At 52.1% G+C, this 21,152-nt stretch carries 19 protein-coding genes; 13 read left to right on the top strand and 6 right to left on the bottom strand.

Annotated features, from left to right (window positions below; translation table 11 throughout):
- Nucleotides 1–24: 24 nt before the first annotated feature.
- From EHT25_RS22390 to EHT25_RS22375, 4 genes are all read right to left on the bottom strand, one after another.
- A complete protein-coding gene (locus tag EHT25_RS22390) occupies nucleotides 25–3,171 on the bottom strand; it encodes an efflux RND transporter permease subunit (protein WP_124877398.1) in 3,147 nt (1,048 codons plus the stop codon).
- Between the two features lie 98 nt (nucleotides 3,172–3,269).
- A complete protein-coding gene (locus tag EHT25_RS22385) occupies nucleotides 3,270–4,319 on the bottom strand; it encodes an efflux RND transporter periplasmic adaptor subunit (protein WP_124877397.1) in 1,050 nt (349 codons plus the stop codon).
- Nucleotides 4,320–4,336: 17 nt separating this feature from the next.
- The gene (locus tag EHT25_RS22380) at nucleotides 4,337–5,656 is read right to left on the bottom strand and encodes a TolC family protein (RefSeq protein ID WP_124877396.1); all 1,320 of its coding nucleotides are present in this window, start codon (nucleotides 5,654–5,656) and stop codon (nucleotides 4,337–4,339) included.
- An 81-nt stretch (nucleotides 5,657–5,737) separates the two neighbouring features.
- The gene (locus tag EHT25_RS22375) at nucleotides 5,738–6,361 is read right to left on the bottom strand and encodes a TetR/AcrR family transcriptional regulator (protein ID WP_124877395.1); all 624 of its coding nucleotides are present in this window, start codon (nucleotides 6,359–6,361) and stop codon (nucleotides 5,738–5,740) included.
- A gap of 227 nt (nucleotides 6,362–6,588) precedes the next feature.
- On the opposite strand from EHT25_RS22375, the gene EHT25_RS22370 reads away from it, so the two are divergent.
- The 6 genes from EHT25_RS22370 to kdpA all read left to right on the top strand — a co-directional run bounded on the left by EHT25_RS22370 (nucleotide 6,589) and on the right by kdpA (nucleotide 12,044).
- Nucleotides 6,589–7,536 carry an aldo/keto reductase gene (locus EHT25_RS22370; protein WP_124877394.1) on the top strand — a complete coding sequence of 316 codons (948 nt, stop codon included), beginning with the start codon at nucleotides 6,589–6,591 and terminating at the stop codon, nucleotides 7,534–7,536.
- Between the two features lies 1 nt (nucleotide 7,537).
- The gene (locus EHT25_RS22365; RefSeq protein WP_124877393.1) at nucleotides 7,538–8,578 is read left to right on the top strand and encodes a zinc-binding alcohol dehydrogenase family protein; all 1,041 of its coding nucleotides are present in this window, start codon (nucleotides 7,538–7,540) and stop codon (nucleotides 8,576–8,578) included.
- On the top strand, nucleotides 8,575–9,402 hold the full coding sequence (locus EHT25_RS22360; RefSeq protein WP_124877392.1) for a sugar phosphate isomerase/epimerase family protein: 828 nt from the start codon (nucleotides 8,575–8,577) through the stop codon (nucleotides 9,400–9,402). The genes EHT25_RS22365 and EHT25_RS22360 overlap by 4 nt, the downstream gene beginning before the upstream one ends.
- A gap of 100 nt (nucleotides 9,403–9,502) precedes the next feature.
- The gene (locus EHT25_RS22355) at nucleotides 9,503–9,844 is read left to right on the top strand and encodes an L-rhamnose mutarotase (protein ID WP_124877391.1); all 342 of its coding nucleotides are present in this window, start codon (nucleotides 9,503–9,505) and stop codon (nucleotides 9,842–9,844) included.
- Between the two features lie 393 nt (nucleotides 9,845–10,237).
- Nucleotides 10,238–10,318, top strand: a complete 81-nt coding sequence (locus EHT25_RS33495; protein ID WP_124877734.1) for a potassium-transporting ATPase subunit F — start codon at nucleotides 10,238–10,240, stop codon at nucleotides 10,316–10,318.
- 10 nt (nucleotides 10,319–10,328) lie between these two features.
- On the top strand, nucleotides 10,329–12,044 hold the full coding sequence (kdpA, locus tag EHT25_RS22345) for a potassium-transporting ATPase subunit KdpA (RefSeq protein WP_124877390.1): 1,716 nt from the start codon (nucleotides 10,329–10,331) through the stop codon (nucleotides 12,042–12,044).
- On the opposite strand, the gene EHT25_RS22340 is transcribed toward kdpA, so the two are convergent.
- Both EHT25_RS22340 and EHT25_RS22335 read right to left on the bottom strand, forming a co-directional pair.
- Complete coding sequence (locus EHT25_RS22340) at nucleotides 12,033–12,389, bottom strand: toxin-antitoxin system TumE family protein (RefSeq protein ID WP_124877389.1); 357 nt, start codon at nucleotides 12,387–12,389, stop codon at nucleotides 12,033–12,035. The genes kdpA and EHT25_RS22340 overlap by 12 nt on opposite strands.
- Nucleotides 12,386–12,703, bottom strand: a complete 318-nt coding sequence (locus EHT25_RS22335; RefSeq protein ID WP_229311744.1) for a hypothetical protein — start codon at nucleotides 12,701–12,703, stop codon at nucleotides 12,386–12,388. The genes EHT25_RS22340 and EHT25_RS22335 overlap by 4 nt, the downstream gene beginning before the upstream one ends.
- Nucleotides 12,704–12,733: 30 nt before the next feature.
- Here EHT25_RS22335 and kdpB point away from each other — a divergent pair, with 30 nt between their 5' ends.
- From kdpB to EHT25_RS22300, 7 genes are all read left to right on the top strand, one after another.
- Nucleotides 12,734–14,803 (top strand): potassium-transporting ATPase subunit KdpB, encoded by a 2,070-nt coding sequence (gene kdpB / locus EHT25_RS22330; protein WP_124877388.1) that lies wholly within the window; start codon nucleotides 12,734–12,736, stop codon nucleotides 14,801–14,803.
- A gap of 12 nt (nucleotides 14,804–14,815) precedes the next feature.
- A complete protein-coding gene (locus tag EHT25_RS22325) occupies nucleotides 14,816–15,391 on the top strand; it encodes a K(+)-transporting ATPase subunit C (RefSeq protein WP_124877387.1) in 576 nt (191 codons plus the stop codon).
- Between the two features lie 113 nt (nucleotides 15,392–15,504).
- A complete protein-coding gene (locus tag EHT25_RS22320) occupies nucleotides 15,505–16,641 on the top strand; it encodes a porin (protein WP_124877386.1) in 1,137 nt (378 codons plus the stop codon).
- Nucleotides 16,642–16,732: 91 nt separating this feature from the next.
- Nucleotides 16,733–17,860 carry a sensor protein KdpD gene (locus EHT25_RS22315; RefSeq protein WP_124877385.1) on the top strand — a complete coding sequence of 376 codons (1,128 nt, stop codon included), beginning with the start codon at nucleotides 16,733–16,735 and terminating at the stop codon, nucleotides 17,858–17,860.
- On the top strand, nucleotides 17,857–19,638 hold the full coding sequence (locus EHT25_RS22310; RefSeq protein WP_124877384.1) for a sensor histidine kinase: 1,782 nt from the start codon (nucleotides 17,857–17,859) through the stop codon (nucleotides 19,636–19,638). The genes EHT25_RS22315 and EHT25_RS22310 overlap by 4 nt, the downstream gene beginning before the upstream one ends.
- Before the next feature lie 96 nt (nucleotides 19,639–19,734).
- The gene (locus tag EHT25_RS22305; protein ID WP_124877383.1) at nucleotides 19,735–20,328 is read left to right on the top strand and encodes an SGNH/GDSL hydrolase family protein; all 594 of its coding nucleotides are present in this window, start codon (nucleotides 19,735–19,737) and stop codon (nucleotides 20,326–20,328) included.
- Between the two features lie 73 nt (nucleotides 20,329–20,401).
- Nucleotides 20,402–21,130 carry an esterase family protein gene (locus EHT25_RS22300; RefSeq protein WP_124877382.1) on the top strand — a complete coding sequence of 243 codons (729 nt, stop codon included), beginning with the start codon at nucleotides 20,402–20,404 and terminating at the stop codon, nucleotides 21,128–21,130.
- Nucleotides 21,131–21,152: the final 22 nt, after the last annotated feature.

Below are 21,152 nucleotides of genomic sequence, written 5' to 3'. Positions count from 1 at the left end.
CGGTTTTTGATTCAGGGAGTCGAATCAATAGACGACGGTTTCGGCTACTTCTTCGGCGACTTTGGTTTTGCGGAAACGCTGGGTAAACCATTCCTTCGTGCGGTCGACGAGGTAATAGACCATCGGAACCAGAAAAACCGTCAGGATCATCGAACTGGTCAGTCCGCCGATCAACACCCAGGCGAGGGAGTTTTTCCACTCGGCACCCGCACCTTTGGCGATTGCAATCGGAATCATCCCAATCACCATGGCGATGGTCGTCATCAGAATCGGGCGCAGCCGTTCTTCACCGGCGTGGAGGATGGCCGCCCGGAAGGGAACGCCTTTTTCCTTCTGCTGATTCGCGAAGTCAACGATCAGAATGGCGTTTTTGACCACCAGACCAATCAGCATCAGCATCCCGAGCATGGCGAAAATTCCGACATCCGAAGAGCTTAGCGCGAGCGCCAGCAATGCACCAATAACGGCCACCGGCACCGAGAACAACACCACGAAGGGGTAAATGAAACTGTCGTAGAGCAACACCATGATGAAATAAACCAGCATCAAAGCGGCCAGCATGGCAATGCCGAGCGAACCGAAGCCTTCACTCTGGTTCTTGGCATCTCCACCCCAGGTGAGCGATACGCCCGCGGGCAGCGGGTTTTTCACCAGATCGGCCTGAATCGCAGCGGTCAGCGTTCCCGAACCGGTGCCCAGCACGTTGGCCGTTACCGTCACGGACGACCGGCGGTCTTTCCGCTCGAGCAGTGAGGGGCCATTGCTCAGGTTTACGTTCGCAAATTCTGCCAGACGAACCGAGCGCTGCGCCGTTGGGCTGTAGAAATTGATGCTGCGAACATCGTCCGGGTTTTTGCGGTCGAAAGCGTCGAGCATCACACGAATGTCGTAATCTTCACCGCCATCGCGAAATTTGGAATCGTCGTTACCAGCAAACGCATTTTGCAATGTGCCACCCACGGTTTGGATGTTTAATCCCAATTTGGCCATTTTCTCGCGGTCGATTTCAACCCGAACTTCCGGGTTTCCCGACTCAATCGACACGTTCACGTCGTTGGCGCCGGGCGTTTTACGGATGCGGTTGGCCAGGTCGTTGGCGGCTGCCAGAATCTGATCCAGGTTGTCGCCACTGAGGAAAATCTCGATTGGGGCTGAACCGGAGTTGACCATCCCGACAACCGACGAGTTGAATTCGATGGCCGGAAAATGCTGTTCCAGTTCTTTCCGGAGCGCAATCATGTAGCTTTCCGTGGGCTGATGACCGGGCCGCTCGGCGGCTTCGGCCAACTGAATGGTTAATTCCGTGCGGTTGGTTTCGCCCTGTCCCGTGCTGTTCATCCCGGTGCTGGCTCCGCCGACGTTTGCGAAAATGGAACGGACTTCCGGTTTTTTCCGGAGATACGTTTCAATCTGCCGGGTGGTCAGGTTGTTGTGTTGCAGCGACGCGCTTTTGTCGACTTTCATGGTCAGCAGAAACTTGCCCTGATCACCCTGTGCCACGAATTGCGAACCGATGATTCCCAGACTCATCACCCAGCCCGTGAAAACGAAGAGCGCGATCAGCATGCCGGTAAAGACCAGCTTGTGACTCAATACCCACTCCAGCCGACCGTGATACCACTTGGTTAAACCGGTAAGCCCTTTTTCAAACCAGATTAGAAAAGCCTGGAACGGATTTCTGGGATTCAGGTGTTCGAGCTTGGCCAGCCGCGAAGTCAGCCAGGGTGTCAGCGTGAAACTCGCCAGCAAACTGACCATTGTAGCAAACGCAACTGTCAGCGAGAATTGGCGCAGCAGATCGGCGATGACGGAATCCACAAACGTAATCGGCACAAAAACCACCACAATCACGAGCGTAATGGCAACGGCGGCAAAACCGATTTCTTTCATCCCGTCGAGCGTGGCCTGCCAGCGGTTTTTGCCCATTTCGAGGTGTCGCTGAATGTTTTCCAGGACCACAATGGAGTCGTCGACCAGAATCCCGATCACTAGCGACAACGCCAGGAGCGTCATCAGGTTGAGCGAATAGCCCATGACGAACATGAACAGGAACGCCGAAATCAGCGAAGCCGGAACCGAGACCATGACGATGAACGCATTCCGGAAGCTGTGCAGAAAGAGCAGCATCACGACACCCACGAGCCCAATCGCCAGAATCAGATCGTGCGTGACGGCTTCGACGGATTCGAGCGTAAACACGCTGCTGTCGTAGGCAATCGCAAAATGAACCTTGTCTTTGGCGCTTTCTTTCTCGATCCGGGCCAGTTTTTCCTGAACCAGCCGACTGATTTCGACGGCGTTGGCGTCGGATTGTTTCTTGATGAACAACCCAATGCCGTCCTGCCCGTTGTAGCGGCTTATGCTGGTCGATTCAGTTAAACCGTCGGTTACATTGGCGACGTCGCCCACGCGAATCGGGCTGCCATTTGGGGGCGTTACGATCACGAGTTTGCGGATGTCATCCAGCGAGGTAAATTTGCCCGCCAGCCGCAACGTCATGTTTTCCGAGGTACTTTTCACCTTTCCCGTCGGAAAATCCATGTTGGCCTGGTTGATGGCCTGCGTGACCTGCAGCAGCGATAAACCGTAGTAGTTCAGTTTGTCGTCGTCGACGTTCACCCGGATTTCGCGCTTGTCGCCCCCAACCATCGTGATGTCGGCCACGCCTTTAATCTGCTGAATCACCGGCAGGTATTCGTCTTCGACCTTTTGGTAAAACACTTCGTTCGGCAGGGTGGAAGTCGCCAGCAACTGCATGATCGGCTGATCGCTGGGCGAAATTTTCGACATCGACGGCGTTTCGGCATCGTCGGGCAAATCGCTCACCATTTTGTTGATGGCGCGCTGAGCGTCTTCGAGTGCCGCATCGATGTCGGTGCCCGGTTTGAACTGGACAATGACGACCGACGCATTTTCGAGCGATTTGGATTTCACGTCGTCGAGGTTGTCGAGGCCGGAAACGGCGTCCTCAATTTTTTTACTGACTTCCGTTTCAACTTCCGAGGGAGCCGCGCCCGGATAAACCGTGGTGATGGTGATGACCGGTACCGAAAATTCCGGTAACAACTCATAACTCAGCATCCGGTAGGAGAAAAAACCGCCGATGGTCAATATCGCAAACAGCACGATAATCATCGAGGGACGTTTGATGATGGTTTCGAAGAAATTCATTGGACTGAAATTTTGAGTGAATGATAGAATGAGTGAATAAGAGAAATGGTGCAGAATCGAGTTTTTATTCACTCATTCTATCATTCACTCATTGGATCTCATTGCGCAGTAACTAAGGTGCCGTTCTGGAGGTTGATCTGGCCGCTGGTGACCACCTGATCACCGGGGTTCAGCCCTTTCGTGATTTCGTAGTACTGGTTGGTCGTTGCGCCGATTTCGACCGGTTTGAGGATGGCTTTACCGTTTTCAACCACGTAGAGTTGCGGCTGCTTGGCTGATCCCAAAATGGCCTGGCGCGGAACCGCTAATGTTTTCGTTTTCAGGGTGTTCAGATTGGCAATGGAACCGTACATCCCGGCTTTCAGCGGGTTGGCGGTGGAGTTGTTTACCGTAATCTGAACCGGATAATTGTGGGCGGCATCCCCTTCAGCGCCGATCATCGAAATGCGGCCCGTAAAGCGGATATTGGGATAAACCTCCGTCTGGATGGGAAGCGACTGGCCGACGCGGAACTGATTGATGGCTTTTTCCGGCACATCGACGACCAGTTTCAGCGAGGAAATATCCGTGATTTTGGCAATTGGCGACCCAACCGAGACGACCGACCCCTTTTCAACCATTTTTTGAGTTACAATTCCCGAAAAAGGCGCGGTTACGGTGGTGTTGGCAATCTGTTTTTTGAGCTGTTTGATCTGCGCTTCAGTGGCCCGAATGTTCAACTGGGCACGTTCGAGATTGACGGCGGGGGTAGCGTCGCCTTTCACCAGCGCGTCATACCGCCGAACGTCATTCTGGTAGCCTTCCAGCGTCACTTGCAGGGCTTCGACCTGATACCGCAGTTGTTCGTCGTCCAGCTTGGCAATCAGGTGGTTGGTGCCCACAAATTGGCCTTCTTCAAACGGTAACTGAAGAATCTGACCACCTGCCTGGGGCCGGATTTCGATTTCGCGGTTGGGTGAGAACGAACCCAAAAACTGGGTTTCTTCCGAGAGATTCCGGAATTCAGCCGTGGCCGTACGCACGCCCACTTTCTGGTCGGCATCCGGTTTGTACACTTTGGCTTCAACAGCTTTTTTGTTGTCGAGCAGGGTCCAGGCGGTCAGGCCCAGCGTGGAAATAATGGCGAGTACTGTAACAATGCGTTTCATGGTGTTTACAGGTTGTGTTATTGATTGATGACGAGATTTCCGGTGGCTTTTTTCCAGTCGAGTTCGGCGGTGCGGAACGTCACCAGGGTGTTGAGGTAATTGTTTTGCGCTTTGCGTAATTCGTCTTCCGTCTGGATGACCTCACTGACGTCGACGGTGCCTTCTTTAAACTGGAGTTGGGTTTGGGTGTAAATTTTTTCGGCCAGTGCCACCTGGGCGCGGTTGGTCGCCAGGTTCCGCTGTTCGACGAGCAGTTTGTTTTGCGCATTCGTGATGTCCATCGTGATCGACTCGCGGGTTTGCTGAAGCTGCGTATCGAGTTTCTGATTGTCGAGTCGTTTCTGAGTCACTTTGGCTTTCCGGGCCAAACCGTCGAACACGTTCCAGTTCAGTTGCAGACCCACCCAGTAACCCGGCACATTTTTGAGGTACGACTGCTCCCCGCCGATGGCAAAAACCGTGCTGTTCGCAACACCGTAAGCTGACAGCGTAGGTAGAAATCCGGCTTTAATATTCTGTAAATCAAGACCGTTAAGTGCTTTCTGGCGGTCGAGCACCAGCAGATCCGTACGGTTAATGGCCGGAGCGTCGAAGGAAACCACGGGAATGGTTTCGTCGATGACGGTTTGCACCTGTAGCGACTCACTTTGCGGAATGCCGCTCAGGAATTTCAGCAGATTCAGGAGTTGGTTATACGTCGCCTGCAACGACTCGATCTGCGTTTCGGATGCGGTTTTGCTCAGACGCAGCCGGTCCACATCCACGCCTTTCGCCAGTTGGTTTTGCCGCAGCAAATCGGTAATCTGAATCAGCCGGTTGGACGAGACGATGTTCCGGCGCAGGAAAGCCATTTGCTGGGCCGTCGTCTGAAGGTTGTAATACGTGGCCGAAACATTGTAGGCAACGTCTTCTTTCACCTGCCGGGTTTGCAGCGCCGACAGTTCGCGACTGGTTTTGGCGGCTTTTAACCCAATCATCACCGATGGATTGTAGAGTGCCTGCGAAGCCTGTACCGATGTCGAAAAATTGTACGGAAGTCCAAATGCCAGCACCTGATACGAGCCTTCAGGGCCACCGAAAGCTGAAGCTGGCACAACCTGTCCGGGAATTTTCAAATACCGTTTGTAGTCGCCTGAGAGATTAACGGATGGCCGGGCGCCGGCTTTTACTTCGGCAATTCGAGCCTCTGTTTTGGTTTCGTCAAATTTTGCCGATTGAACATTCAGGTTGCTGGCAAGCGCTTTATTGAGGAGTTGTTCCAGGGTAAGCTCCTGAGCCTGAGCGAGTGTGTGCGTAAGTGTCAGTATCATGAAGAGATACCAATGAGTGCGTTTCATGCGTGCGGTTGTATAAATTGGATTTTCAAACGATTAAATTGTTTGATTTAATCAATTGATTAAATCAAGGGTAAAAAAATATCAGGTGGCGGTTTCCGGTTTAAAAAGATAATCGCAGATCATTTCCTTGACGTATTCGATGTGTTGGGTGGCAAAGGCTTTAAAACCGGCTTCATCCAGCCCATTCGCCAGCATGGTCATCGGTTTGGAGACGAAAAGAAACTGGATATTGGCAACGATCATGGTCATGATGTGCTGTGAATTGATGTGGGTAATCGTTCCCTGCGCAATGGCCTCGTCGATCTGCTGGTGAAAAATGGATTCCGGTATCTTCTTGGCCATACCAACAGTGGCGTAAAGTCGCTCCGGATTCCGGTGCAATTCATTCATGATGAAAATCGTCAGATTCGGGTTCTGCATCATCATCTGAAACTGGTGATCAATCAGTCTCGAAATTTTTTCGCGCAGACTAATCGGCTGATTAACAACGTCGAGCATTCCCTGGAACATGAACGAACACAGGTCATTGAAAATAAATTGAAAGAGCTTCTCTTTACTACGAAAATAATAGTTCATCAGGGCACTATTGATCCCGGCCGCCTTGGCAATATCGCGCGTGGTGGTCCCATCAAAGCCTTTTTCAAGGAAAACCGCCTTGGCCGCTTCCTTGATTTTTTCTTCGGTGGATACGAGGAGACAATTCATAGTGGTGTTGATTAACGGTCCAAAAGTAGAATACCTAAAACTAACAAACAAGAAATTAACCAAAAAGTTTAATCAATTGGTTAAAATCGGTCCTTATCCGGTTTAAACGGCGGAATAAGCGGTTTGTTGCCAAATGGTCAAAGTAGAAAAACCGCTCGCCGAACTTACTTAGACAATTATCTAGCCGTATGCATACCTTTGGATCATACGGTTTTCGACCAGAAGAAATGGAATATCGCAAATTGGGTAAAACCAACATGAATGTCTCGCTCCTGAGTTTCGGAGCGTCGCCCCTGGGCAATGTATTTGACGAAACCAATGAGGAAGAAGGCACCCGGGCGGTTCATGCCGCCATCGATCACGGCATCAATTTCTTCGATGTCGCCCCGTTTTACGGCGACACCCTGGCCGAAACCCGGCTGGGTAATGCCCTGAAAACCAAACGAAACGCGGTCTTTCTGGCAACGAAAGGCGGACGTTATGGCAATGGCGTTTTCGATTTTTCGTACGACCGGATCATGCGCAGCATCGACGAATCGCTCGGACGCCTGCAAACCGATTATGTTGATCTGCTGACGGTGCACGACATCGAGTTTGGCGATCATGATCAGGTTATTAACGAAGCCATTCCGGCGGCTCTGAAAATTAAAGAAATGGGCAAGGCGCGCTACGTCGGTTTTTCGGGTTTGCCCGTACGGTATCTGGCGAAAGTGGCCCGCGAGGTTGAGGTCGATACGGTTTTGTCGTGGGGGCACTACACATTGCTGGCCGACGAAATTAACGAAGAGCTGGTGCCGTTGTCGCTCGAAAAAGGGTTCGGATTGCTCAATGCCGCACCGCTGATGCAGCGGATTCTGTCGGACGCCCCGATTCCGGTCTGGCAAAGCTCTCCGCAGGCCGTGAAAGATCTGCAGCCTAGATTGCTTTCCCTGTGTCGTGAATTCGGTTTGGAACTGAGCGATGTTGCTTTGCGGTTCGCCGTCGATCATCCGGTTATTGCCACAACGATTATTGGGATGAACACCCAAAAGCAGCTTGAGCAGAATGTCCGGGCGCTTCAGCTTACCATCCCCGACGAATTGCTGCAACGGATTGGAGCGTTGGTCGCTCCGGTCAAAAACCAGTTGTGGTTCGAGGGAAAACCGGAAAACAATATTCCGAAACGAACTTTCTAACATGACGAAACAACGCGCCTTAGTGCTGGTCGAACCCGGAAAAACCGAGGTTCGCGAAGTAGAAATACCGTCGCCCCAACCCGATGAAGTGCTGTTGGAAGTAAACATGGTCGGTTTCTGCGGAGGTGATCTGAACGGTTTTCGCGGTTTATTTGAGTTGCAGGAATACCCGAACGTGCTGGGGCACGAAGTCGGTGCCACGGTTCTGGAAACCGGCAATCAGGTTCCGGACGCGTTCAAACCGGGGATGAAAGTGACGCTTAATCCGTACCTGAACTGCGGCCATTGTGTTTCCTGCCGCAAAGGTCGCCCGAATGCGTGTCAGGATAACAAGACGATGGGCGTCCGCCGGCCGGGTGCCATGACGAAATTCATCAGTGTGCCCTGGCAGAAACTCCATGCGTCTTCGAAGTTGTCCGTCAGGGAGTTGGCATTAGTCGAACCGCTAACCGTCGGTTTTCATGCCGCAGCCCGGGGCCGGGTTGCGGCTGGCGAAAGAGTGGCCGTGATCGGTTGTGGAATCGTAGGAATGGGGGCCATTGCGGCTTCCGTTCACAAAGGTGCCGAAGTAATTGCGATTGATATTGACGACGCGAAAATGCACACGGCGAAACTGGCGGGCGCGGCCCATGCCATCAACACCACCAAAGTCGATCTGCACGAAGCCCTGCTGGAAATCACCGACGGCGATGGCCCGGATGTGATCATCGAAGCCGTGGGCAACGCGGCAACGTACCGCGCGGCAGTGGACGAAGTAGCCTACACGGGTCGGGTAGTGTACATTGGGTACGCCAAAAAACCGGTCGATTACAATACCGGTACATTTGTCCGCAAAGAGATCGAGATTCTGGGTTCGCGCAATTGTTTGGGCGATTTTCCGGATGTGATTGACTACCTGGAAGCGGGCAAGTTTCCGGTCGATGCGGTCATTAGCCGGGTGGTTTCGCTCGACGATGCCGGACAGGCGCTGGCTGACTGGTCGGCCAATCCGGGTCCCATTACGAAAATTATGGTTGATTTTGACACGAGTAAAACCCGATGAAATCCGCTGTAACCATTGCATTAGTGCCCGAAATCAAAACCGGCCCCTGGATTTACTGGCATGATCTGGAAACGGGCATGGCCAAAGCCGCCGACCTCGGATTCGACGCCGTTGAACTGTTTACGGCTTCGGCGGATGCGGTCGCGCCCGATCGGCTGGCGGCTTTGGGGAATCAGTTTGGTGTGAACATAGCCGCCGTCGGCACCGGAGCCGGTAAAGTGCTTCAGGGTCTAACCCTAACCGATCCCGATCCAGCCGTTCGATCAAAAGCCGTCGCGTTCATTTCGGACATGATTGCGTTCGGTGCCGGTTTTGGCGCACCGGCGATTATTGGCTCGATGCAGGGCAATGCCGTGCCGGGCGTCGAACGCGCACAGGCGCTGGAATGGCTGGCCGAAGGGTTGAACATTCTGGGAAAACAGGCGGAAGATAACGGCGTCAAGTTGATCTACGAACCCCTGAACCGCTACGAAACCAACCTGATCAACCGGCTGGAAGATGGCGTCAACTTGCTGAAATCGCTGGATAATCAGCATGTCAAACTGCTGGCCGATCTGTTCCACATGAACATCGAAGAAACGTCGCTGGCCGACAGCATCCGATCTGCCGGTTCGTACATCGGACACGTCCATTTCGCCGACAGCAACCGCCGACCGATTGGCCTGGGGCATACCGAAATGACGGCCATTGCAACCGCCTTACAAGATATTGATTATCAGGGTTATATTTCCGCTGAAGCCTTCCCCTGGCCCGATCCGGATCAGGCAGCGAAGCAAACGATCGAGTCGTTTAAGAAGTATTTACCACGTACCCACGAACTTTAGTCCGTGAGATCTGAGTATTATAAAAGCTACTATAAAGTTCCAAGATCTCACGGACTAAAGTTCGTGGGTACGTGGTAGACACCCAAAACCATAAAAAATTATGCAACGATTTTGCCTTGCCCTGGACCTGAAAGATGACCCCGAACTGATCGCCGAATACGAACAGTGGCACGCCAAAGGCAGCGGCTGGCCGGAGGTTCGGGCGAATGACCTGGCGGCCGGTATTCAGGATCTGCAGATTTACCGCACCGGAAACCGCATGTTCATGATTCTGGAAACCGATGACAATTTTACCTTCGGGAAAAAAGCCGCGCTGGATGCCGTCAATCCGCATGTGCAGAAGTGGGAGGAACTGATGTGGAAATTTCAGGAACCGCTGCCCTGGGCGAAAGAAGGTGAAAAATGGGTTTTAATGGATCAGATTTTCCAGTTTGAGAAATAGGGTTTAGGGTCGGAACGCGGATGCAACGGATCAAAACAGATTTATCTGCGAAAATCCGTTGCATCCGCGTTCCGATTCTATTTTTTGTTGCAACCTTCCCTTCTGAATACCTCCGTCTTCCATTTTGAAAAAAAGCCCTGCCATTTTGATACGATCCGTCTGCTGCATTTTCACAGATGAAAATTAATTGTTTGCATAAATACCTGAAATACAATAGATTACCTTCAGGCTTTCTCTTCTGATTATCCTCGGGTCTTTGTTTGCCAATTGATTAGCAACACTAACTAATCAACCGATGGCTACGCTTCTTCTCCTTGTTGTTACCGCATTTGCCTGCTTTGTTCTTTTTTACAAAACCATCGAATGGTTTGAGAAGATTTAAATCTCCCGCCCATGATTACCCTCATTTTCATTGTCGCACTGCTGGTTTTCGCGTACATGCTGTACGTGCTGATGAAACCGGAAAAATTTTAATACAACCACTATGAATACGGAATGGATCGGCGTCATTGTGATGTATGGACTGACCGTCCTGCTCGCAATTCCGCTCGGCAAGTACCTCGCTAAAGTGTTTAAGGGCGAACCAAATATGTTCGACTTTGTGGCTCCGCTGGAGCGACTTATCTACCGATTGGGCGGTATTGACCCCAATCGGGACCTGTCTTGGAAAGAAAATCTGGTCGCTTTGCTGACCATCAACGCCGTCTGGCTGGTATACGGTTTTGTAATGCTCGTGACCCAAGGAGGTTTGCCGCTCAATCCGGATGGCAACCCGTCGCAATCGCCGGATCTGGCGTTCAATACGGCCATTAGCTTCGTCGTGAACTGCGATTTGCAGCATTATTCGGGCGAATCGGGCGCGACATATTTGACGCAACTGGGAGTCATGATGTTTCTGATGTTCGTGTCGGCGGCCACCGGCATTGCAGCTGCGGTTTTGCTTTTCCGCTCATTCATGCCCAAAACCGTTGAAACGATTGGCAATTTTTACGTGCTTTTTACGCGGGCCATCACCCGTTTATTGTTGCCGGGGTCGTTGATTATCGCCCTGCTTCTGGCGTTCAATGGCATCCCCGCTTCGTTCGACGGCAAAGATACGATCGTGACGATGCAGGGTGATACGGTCAACGTTTCACGCGGTCCGGCGGCTGCTTTTATTGCGATCAAACACCTCGGCACAAACGGCGGAGGTTTTTTTGGAGCGAACTCGGCGCACCCGTTCGAAAACCCGAATTACCTCACCAACATGGTCGAAATGATTGCGCAGGTGCTGATTCCGATTGCCATGATTTTTGCGATGGGTTTCTTCATCAACCGCAAGCGGTTTGCCTGGGTAGTTTATAGTGTCATGACCATCGGCATGCTCGGCCTACTGATTCCCACCCTTGTTTCGGAACTGAACGGAAATCCGGCGATTGCGAAGCTGGGAGTTTCGCAGGTAACGGGGGCCATGGAAGGCAAGGAGGTTCGGTTCGGCGCGCTGGCGTCGGGTTACTGGAGCATTGTAACCACCATTATTTCAACGGGTTCGGTCAATTCGATGCACGACAGTTCGATGGCACTTTCGGGGGCGATGCAACTGCTGGGCATGATGGTCAACGCGTTCTACGGCGGGGCTGGCGCGGGATTGCTCAATTTCTACTACTTCCTGATCATTGCGGTTTTTGTGTCGGGACTGATGGTGGGCCGGACGCCCGAACTATTTGGCCGGAAAGTGGAAGCGCGGGAAATCAAGATTGCGTCGATCGTGGCCTTGATGAGTGCGTTGCTGGTGAAAGGCGGAACGGCTTTAGGGGCCTGGGTTTTTATGAATTACGGCAACGCTGACTGGGCCGTTACGCCCTCCGCCTGGCTGAACAACCCCGGTTTTCACGGTTTTTCGGAAATGCTGTACGAATTCACTTCGGCCAACGCCAACAACGGTTCGGGTTTCGAAGGGCTGGGCGACAATAATTTCTTCTGGAATTACACGACTGGTATTGTGCTGATTCTGGGGCGGTTTTTGCCGATTATTGGCCCCGTTGCGATTGCCGGTTTGCTGGCGCGGAAGAAATACGTTCCCGAATCGGCGGGCACCTTGCCGGTCGATACGCCCACTTTTGGACTGATGATCTTCGCGGTTATTTTCATCATCACGGCCCTGTCGTTCTTCCCGGCGCTGGCGCTTGGGCCACTGGCGGAATATTTCTCACTGCGGTGATGTTGCGTTGATACGATCAGCTATGAACTGTAAAACATCAGCTAATGAAACTGCGGGGAAAGATTCTGCGATTTCACTTGGTCCAATGTGACGATGAAATGGGTAGGTTTTGAATTCGGGGAAATGGGGCGTATTGTCCCAGCGGAAAAGTGTCTCATTACCCGGATTCATCCATTGATAACCATACTTGAATTTATCGTCTTTTCGCGATTCGTAAGTGACAAGCCGGGAATGGTCAATGAAAGTGATCTGGCAGCGTACAACGGTTTTGGTTCCAGGGCTATTTTCCACGTTGTGTTGATACGTGCTGATAATTGCAGCGAACGTTTCAATAACTTCAATCATGGATTAATCTGCTGCAGATAATTGGAATAGTCCAGCATGAAATCGATCGAATCATCCCAATCATTATCGTCGTCTTCTTTCTCGATCATCCCAAATTTTGATAAAACTGGATCCGATTTATCCACTATGCGACGACGAAATTCATCGAAATTCATTCCGTATTTCTGTTCATAAAAATCGATACGGCCTTGGTAATAAGCAATCTTTTGCTGTAAAAGGTTTCGGATCTCAATGCGAAGGAAATCTTCCGTACTACGATAGCCGAATGCATGAACTACTTTCTCCAGTATGGATTGATTCGATGATGCAACCATAACACAAGACATTTTTTTCAAAGATAACACATGGCAACGCCAAAACAATCCTCCCTCTTCCAGCGCGAAATCGTTGGGAAAGCCATCCGGGAGTCGTTTATCAAACTCAATCCGGCGGTTTTGATCAAGAATCCGGTCATGTTTACCGTCGAAGTCGGTACGCTCATTATGGTGCTGGTAACCGCTTACATTGCCTTGTCGGGCGATACCGCGCAGGGAACTCTGGGCTATAACCTGGTCATTACTCTGATCCTGCTGGTGACGGTTTTGTTTGCCAATTTCGCCGAAGCCATTGCTGAAGCGCGGGGCAAGGCGCAGGCTGAATCGCTGCGGAAAACCCGGCAGGAAACGCCCGCCAAAGTGATCCGGACGGTGGGAAATAGGAAAGTCAATGAGATTCAAACGATTCCGTCGTCGCAACTGGTGAAAGGCGATGTTTTCGTCTGCGAAACCGGCGACATCATTCCTTCCGATGGGGAGGTCATCGAAGGGCTGGCCACCATCGACGAATCGGCCATTACGGGCGAATCGGCACCGGTGATTCGCGAAGCGGGCGGGGATAAATCGTCGGTCACGGGCGGTACGAAAGTTCTTTCCGACCGGATCAAAGTGCAGGTGACCACGCAGCCCGGCGAATCGTTTCTGGACAAAATGATTGCGCTGGTGGAAGGTGCGAGTCGGCAGAAAACGCCGAACGAAATTGCGCTAACGATTCTGCTGGCCGGTTTTACGCTCATCTTTATCATCGTCTGCGTGGCCCTGAAACCGTTTGCCGATTACGCCAACACGCCGATTACGATTGCCGCCCTGATTTCACTTTTCGTCTGTCTGATACCGACCACGATCGGCGGGCTCTTGTCAGCCATCGGAATCGCGGGGATGGACCGGGCGCTGCGGGCGAACGTGATTGCTAAGTCGGGCCGGGCCGTGGAAACGGCGGGCGACATCGACACGCTGCTGCTGGACAAAACCGGTACGATTACGATTGGAAACCGGAAAGCCACGCATTTCTACCCCGCGCCGGGCATCTCCAAAACCGACATGATACGCTCCAGTGTGCTGAGTTCGCTGGCCGATGAAACCCCGGAAGGAAAGTCGATTGTGGAACTGGCCGGAACAGAAGTCACCCGCAACCTGAGTACGACCGGCGCAACGCTGATCAAGTTTACCGCCGAAACCCGTTCGTCCGGAATCGATTTGCCGGAAAATGGATCATCGAGTGAACGCATTCGGATTCGAAAAGGCGCTACGGATTCCATTCGGAACCTGGTGGTTCGGGCGGGTCATTCTTTTCCAACTGAAACCGAAGAGCAGGCCAAAAAAATTGCTGCGAATGGCGGAACACCTTTGGTCGTTGCTCAGAACGAAACCGTCATGGGCGTCATCGAGTTGCAGGATATTATCAAACCGGGGATTGCCGAACGCTTCGACCGGCTGCGGAAAATGGGCGTCAAAACCGTCATGGTGACGGGAGATAATCCGCTGACGGCCCGATTTATTGCCGAAAAAGCGGGCGTGGATGATTACATCGCCGAAGCCAAACCGGAGGATAAAATGAACTACATCCGTACTGAGCAAACCGGTGGGAAACTGGTGGCGATGATGGGCGACGGCACCAACGACGCTCCGGCCCTGGCTCAGGCCGATGTGGGCGTGGCCATGAACAGCGGAACGCAGGCGGCCAAGGAAGCCGGTAATATGGTCGATCTGGACAATGACCCGACCAAACTGATCGAAGTCGTGGAAATTGGTAAGCAGTTGCTGATCACGCGCGGAACGCTCACCACTTTTTCAATTGCCAACGATGTGGCCAAGTATTTTGCCATCGTTCCGGCGCTGTTTACTGTTTCGATTCCAGCCCTGCAAAGCCTGAATATCATGCGGTTGCACAGCGCCGAGTCGGCCATATTATCGGCGGTTATTTTTAACGCCATCATCATTCCGCTGCTGATTCCACTGGCGTTACGCGGGGTCGAATACAAACCGATCGGTGCCAGCGCCTTGCTACGCCGGAACCTGTTCATCTACGGTTTTGGCGGACTGGTCGCGCCGTTTATCGGTATTAAACTCCTGGATTTAGTCGTCGGATTATTAATCTAACCAATTAAAAAAATGAAAAATCACATCGCTCCGGCCATTCGATTGACGCTTATCATGCTGGTTCTTTTAGCGGTTATTTATCCCATGCTGGTCGCCGGAATCGCCCGGTTTGCACCCGGTGGCGGCAAAGGGGAACCGGTTTTGGTGAATGGAAAAGTAGTTGGTTACTCGCTTATTGGTCAGTCGTTTACGGAAGACCGGTATTTCAACAGCCGCCCGTCGGCGGTGGATTACAACGCGGCCGGGTCGGCGGGTTCGAACAAAGGTCCGGGCAATCCGGATTACCTGAAAACCGTACAGGCGCGGATCGATACCTTTCTGGTTCATAATCCAAGTGTTCAGAAAGCGGCTATTCCCGCTGAACTGGTGACGGCTTCGGGCTCCGGTCTCGACCCCGATTTATCGCCCGCAGCGGCTAAAATCCAGATCGCCCGGATCGCCAAAGTGTGCGGCATTTCCGGAGAAAAACTGAATCAATTGGTTGATAGCCAGACAGAAGGTCCTTTGTTTGGGCTTTTTGGTCCTGCAAAAGTAAATGTGCTTCGCCTGAATGTCAGATTAGATGAATTACGTACCCACGGACTTTAGTCCGTGTTTTGTTTATCATTTTCCAAAGAGTAAACCAGAGGGCACGGACTGAAGTCCGTGGGTACATAATTAGTACAACAAAATTCCGGCTCTTTATTGAACCGATTACAACCATGAAAAAAACGTTGATCCTATTCACGATTTTACCACTGATTCTATGGAATAAAGATTCATTGGCGCAAAAAGATAGTACAACGACTGCCACCTCGACTTTAACATTTTCCGGTTACGCCGAAATCTATTACGTCCAGGATCTGAGCCAGCCCCGGGCGCAGGAGCGGCCCGGTTTTCTGTATAACCACAAGCGAAATCGGGAGGTGAATGTGAATCTGGCGTTTCTCAAGGCGGCTTATGCCGCCGAGCGGGTGCGCGCGAATCTGGCCATTCAGGTCGGGACGTACGCCCAGTACAATTATGCTGCCGAGCAGCCGTTGCTGCGGAATATCTACGAAGCCAATGCCGGTTTAAAACTAAGTAAACAGCGCGATCTGTGGCTGGATGCCGGTATTTTTACGTCCCACATCGGTTTTGAAAGTGCGGTGTCCAAAGATTGCTGGACCCTGACCCGCAGCCTGTTAGCCGAGAATTCGCCGTATTACCTGGCGGGAGCCAAGCTAACCTACACGAGTCCGAATGGGAAATGGACGGTTTTAGGATCGGTTTTGAACGGCTGGCAACGTATCAATCGGCTGGCGAGCAATACCAAACCCGCTTTCAGTACGCAGGTGCAGTTCAAACCGAATTCGAAAGTGACACTGAACTGGAGCTCCTTTCTGGGTTCCGACCGACCGGATTCGTTGAAGCAGAACCGGTTTTTCAATAATTTCTACGCCATCCTCAATCCGACCGGTAAGTTGGGCGTAACGCTGGGTTTCGACATCGGCTCTGATCGAAAACCGCTCATGGATGAGGGAATACGGAAGAGATACGTTTGGTATTCGCCGGTCATCATTGCCCGGTATGCTACCAGTCCAAAAAGCTACGTTGCCGGGCGCGTCGAGTATTATAATGACTCGAACGGGGTGATTATCAATACCATAACGGCGGAACATCCCAACGGTTTCAAAACCTGGGGCTATTCAGTCAATTACGACTATGCAGTTTTGGCGAATCGGTCCGACGTTTCGGCGGTCTGGCGAATTGAATACCGGATTTTTAGCAGCAAGGATGCGGTTTTCTCCGAAAACACCTCCGCCACTGCCCACCGAACCAATCAGGCAATCACAACCTCAATGGCAGTACGTTTTTGAGAAAGATCGACCATCGACCATTGACCATGGTCAGCGGTCGATGGTCGGCGGTCAATCGTCAATTAATAATCGTCATTCACCTCTCAAAGAAATGGACAACAACCGCGATCATTCTGCCGAACAGTTTCTCCGGCTCATTCAGGAGTCGCGCCGGGGGAAGTTCAAGATTTACATCGGGATGAGTGCGGGGGTGGGCAAAACCTACCGCATGTTGCAGGAAGCGCACGCGTTGTTGCGCGGAGGCATCGATGTGTCGATCGGTTTCGTGGAAACGCACAACCGGCTGGAAACGCAGGCATTGATCGAAGGGCTGCCGATGATTCCGCGTCGGAACGTGTTTTACAAGGGTCGTGAGCTGGAAGAAATGGATTTGCAAACCATTCTGAACCGGCACCCGGAACTGGTGATTGTGGACGAACTGGCGCACACCAACGTGCCCGGTTCCCGAAACGAAAAGCGCTGGCAGGATGTGCTCGAAATTCTCGACGCGGGCATCAACGTGGTCAGCGCCGTGAATATTCAGCACATCGAAAGTCTGTACGATGACGTTTACGAAATCACCGGCATTGAAGTCGCTGAGCGCGTGCCCGACCGGGTTTTGCAGGCTGCCGACGACGTGGTGAACATCGATCTGCCTGCTGATGAGTTGATTACGCGGTTGAGAGAAGGGAAAATATATGATCCGGCCAACGTAGAAACCGCGCTGCGGAATTTCTTTCAGGCCGAGAAAATCCTGCAACTGCGCGAATTGGCGTTGAAAGAAGTGGTGACGGCGGTGGAGCGGAAAGTGGAAACGACGATGCCGGTCAATACTCAATTCCGGCACGAACGGCTGATGGCGTCCATCAGCAGCAACCACGTGGTGGCCCGGCGCGTCATCCGGAAAACCGCCCGGCTGGCGGCTTATTACCAGGCCCGCTGGTGTGTGCTTTATGTGCAGACGCCCGCCGAAGATTCCGACCACATCAAGCTGGATGTGCAGCGGCATTTGATCAATAATTTAAAACTGGCGACGGAATTGGGAGGGGAGGTCGTGCAGGTAAAAAACAGGAGTATCTTTAACGCGCTGGTCGAAGAATGTGAGAAACGAAAAATTACGACCGTCTGCATCGGAAAACCGCATTTTAACCTGTTGCAAGTCATTTTGCGCACCAACGCCTTCAATCAGTTGCTGACGAAACTATCGGAATCGGACATTGACTTAGTGATTCTGTCATGACAATAAAAGTGAAAATATCGCTCGCGCTGGGCTTTCTGTTTGCCGTCATGCTGCTGGTAGGCGGTTTGGCGATGTATTACTTAAAACAGCTTTCGAATGATGCCCGGGCGATTCTGAAGGACAATTATACGTCGTTGCAGTTTGTGGGCAATATGCAAAAGTCGCTGCTGACGCGCAATACCGACCCGAACGCGCTGAAAACGTTCGAAACCGCCCTGCGCGGGCAGGAAACCAATTTGACCGAAGAAGGCGAAAAGGAACTGGCCGACGCATTACGGGTGGATTTCGAACGCTTGAAATCAGAAAACCGCAATGACTCGTTGACCGTCGCCCGGATTCAGCAAAACCTGCTTCAACTTGGCGCGATCAACCAGCAGGCGATGTTCCGAAAAAATACCGTTGCCGAGCAAACCGCTAAAGATGCGTTAATCTGGCTGGCTGTGATGGGGACGTTCTGCTTTCTGATTCTCTTTTCGTTCATCGTCAATTTTCCCGGTTACATCGCCAATCCGCTGCGCGAACTGACCCGAGGAATTCAGGAAGTGGCCAGCCGGAATTTTGAAGAACGACTGCATTTTCGCTCGAACGACGAATTTGGCGAGCTGGCGCGCGCATTCAACTCGATGGCGCACAAACTCGATGAATACGAACACACCAAACTGGCCGATGTGCTGTTCGAGAAAAAACGCATCGATACGCTGATTCAGTTGATGGAGAACGGAATTATCGGGTTGGATGAGAAGAAGAAAATCCGGTTTGCCAATCCCGTTGCCTGCCGGTTGCTGGGCGTTCAGGAGGCTGATGTGGTGGGCCGGTACGCACCGGATGTGGCCCTGACCAATGATTTGCTGCGGACGCTGATTCTGAATCTGATGGAAAAACCGTCCGAAACCGCTGTTGATCAAACGTTTCTGAAAATTTTTGACGAAGGAAAAGAAAGCTATTTCAACCGCCAGATCCACGAAGTGACGCTGACGCGAACCGGCGAAGACCAGCCGATTGCCGCCGGATGGGTGATTGTTCTGGAAAATATAACCGCCTATCAGGAGCGCGACCTGGCCAAAACCAATTTCATTGCCACGGTTTCCCACGAGCTGAAAACGCCCATCTCATCCATCAAAATGAGCCTCAAACTGCTCGACGACCAACGGGTTGGCGACCTCAACGAGGAGCAGAAACAACTGGTCGAACACGTCCGGAACGACGCCGACCGGCTTCTCAACATTACGGGTGAACTCCTGAATATGGCGCAGGTCGAATCGGGGCAGATCCAGTTGACGATCAAGTCCGTCGATCCGGGCGAACTGATTCAGTACGCTACCCGTGCGCTGGAAGTGGCTGCCAGTCAGCGAAATATCCGGTTTGAGATTTCGCATCTAACGAACCTTCCCGCCATCAAAGCCGATCCCGACAAAGCAACCTGGGTGTTGGTCAATCTGTTGTCGAATGCCATTCGGCACAGTCCGGAAGATAATGAAATTCGCATTTCAGCCCGGCAACTGGGCAATGAAGTCGAGTTTACGGTTCGTGATTTCGGCCCCGGTTTGCGTCCCGAACACCGGGCCAAAGTGTTCGACCGGTATTTCCGTGCACCCGGTCAGAATGGGCAGGTCAGCGGAACGGGGCTGGGGCTGGCAATCTCCAAGGAATTTATCCAGTCGATGGGCGGAGAGATTGGCTTGAAAGACGACATTGAACCGGGCGCGGCATTTTATTTCCGGTTGCCGAACGCAGCAACGGACGAACGTACCCAAGGACCGGCGGGCGGACCCGTTTAGTCCGTGTTTCTGTCTTAAAACAACAGAATTGTTACCAAAAACACGGACTAAAGTCCGTGGGTACGTGTACTTTTGTCGGAATCATTCCTAAACGCCATGATCTGGTACGAAGACGAAGTCCATCAACTCGAAAAGAAAGCCCAATCCATCGCCGGTGTTACGAATCGCACGGTTTTCTACGGTAGTTCGTCCATCCGGATGTGGAACACGCTGGACCATGATTTTGCCGGAAAACCGGTCTTGAATTTCGGCTTTGGCGGCTCAACGCTGGCGGCCTGTGGCTGGTTTTTCGAACGGCTGGTAGTGCCGCTGCAACCTCGTTCGATTGTGTTTTACGCGGGTGACAATGACCTCGGCGATGGGCGACACGCGGAGGAAGTTTACCTGTTTTTCTGCGCGCTGATCGCCAAGATGCAGGGGCTTTTGCCCGACGTGCCGTTTTCTTTTGTGGCCATTAAACCCAGCCCGGCACGTTGGCATATCATCAACAATATCCGGTTTGCGAATCACCTGATCCGCCAGAAGATCGAAAAATTGCCCGGTTATCAGTATGTCGATATTTATACGCCGATGCTCGACGCCGGTGGACATCCGCGTTGGGAATTGTTCGAGTCGGACGGATTGCACCTGAGCCGGAAAGGATACGCGCTCTGGCAACAGATTTTGTTACAACATCCCGGTATTTTTTAACAAATTCTTTAACTGAAAAGCTGTTCGGTAATTAAAAATCTGTGCAAATTGCTTACAGAATCGTGAGCACGTTATGCATCGGGAATACCACAAATGGTTTAGTCCGCGACTGAACCGCGACATGGAGCTGTTAGTGTTCGGCCATGCGGGTGCGCGGGTGCTGGTTTTCCCGACCCGGCGCGGGCGGTTTTACGACTTTGAGGATTTCGGGTTAGTCGAAGCCCTGTCTGACAAACTGAATAACGGCGATCTGCAATTATTCTGCGTGGACAGCATCGATGCCGAGAGTTTATACAGCCGCTGGATTCCCCCGCACGAGCGTCTGAACCGGCATTTGCAGTACGAGAATTACATCCTGGAGGAGGTACTGCCATTTACCCGCCTGAAAAATCCGCAACCGTTCATGATTTCGTTTGGCTGTAGTTTTGGGGCCTACCATGCCGTAAACATCGCCCTGCGGCATCCCCGCTGGTTTGGTAAAGTGGTGGCGTTGAGTGGCCGATACGATTTGTCAAAACCGGTCGAGTGTTTTCGCGGCCTGTTCGATACGTATTACGACGAAACGATTTATTTCAATACGCCCACGCATTTTCTGCCCAATCTGCACGACGAATGCACGCTGGCTCTGCTCCGCCGGATGCATTTCCTGATCGCCATCGGGCAGGACGATCCGTTTATCGAAAACAACCGCGAATTGAGTTCGTCTCTGGGCGAAAAACAGATTCCGCACGATTTGTATGTCTGGGAAGGCCGCGCTCACCGGGCCGAATACTGGCAACAAATGGTGAAAGTATATCTGTAACTTCAAAAACCGGGTTGACTAC

Origin of the sequence: Larkinella rosea, from assembly GCF_003858635.1 — a bacterium.
GTDB lineage: Bacteria > Bacteroidota > Bacteroidia > Cytophagales > Spirosomataceae > Larkinella > Larkinella rosea.
Note: the sequence above shows the minus strand (reverse complement) of the source record. Positions and strands in the feature narration are given on the sequence as shown.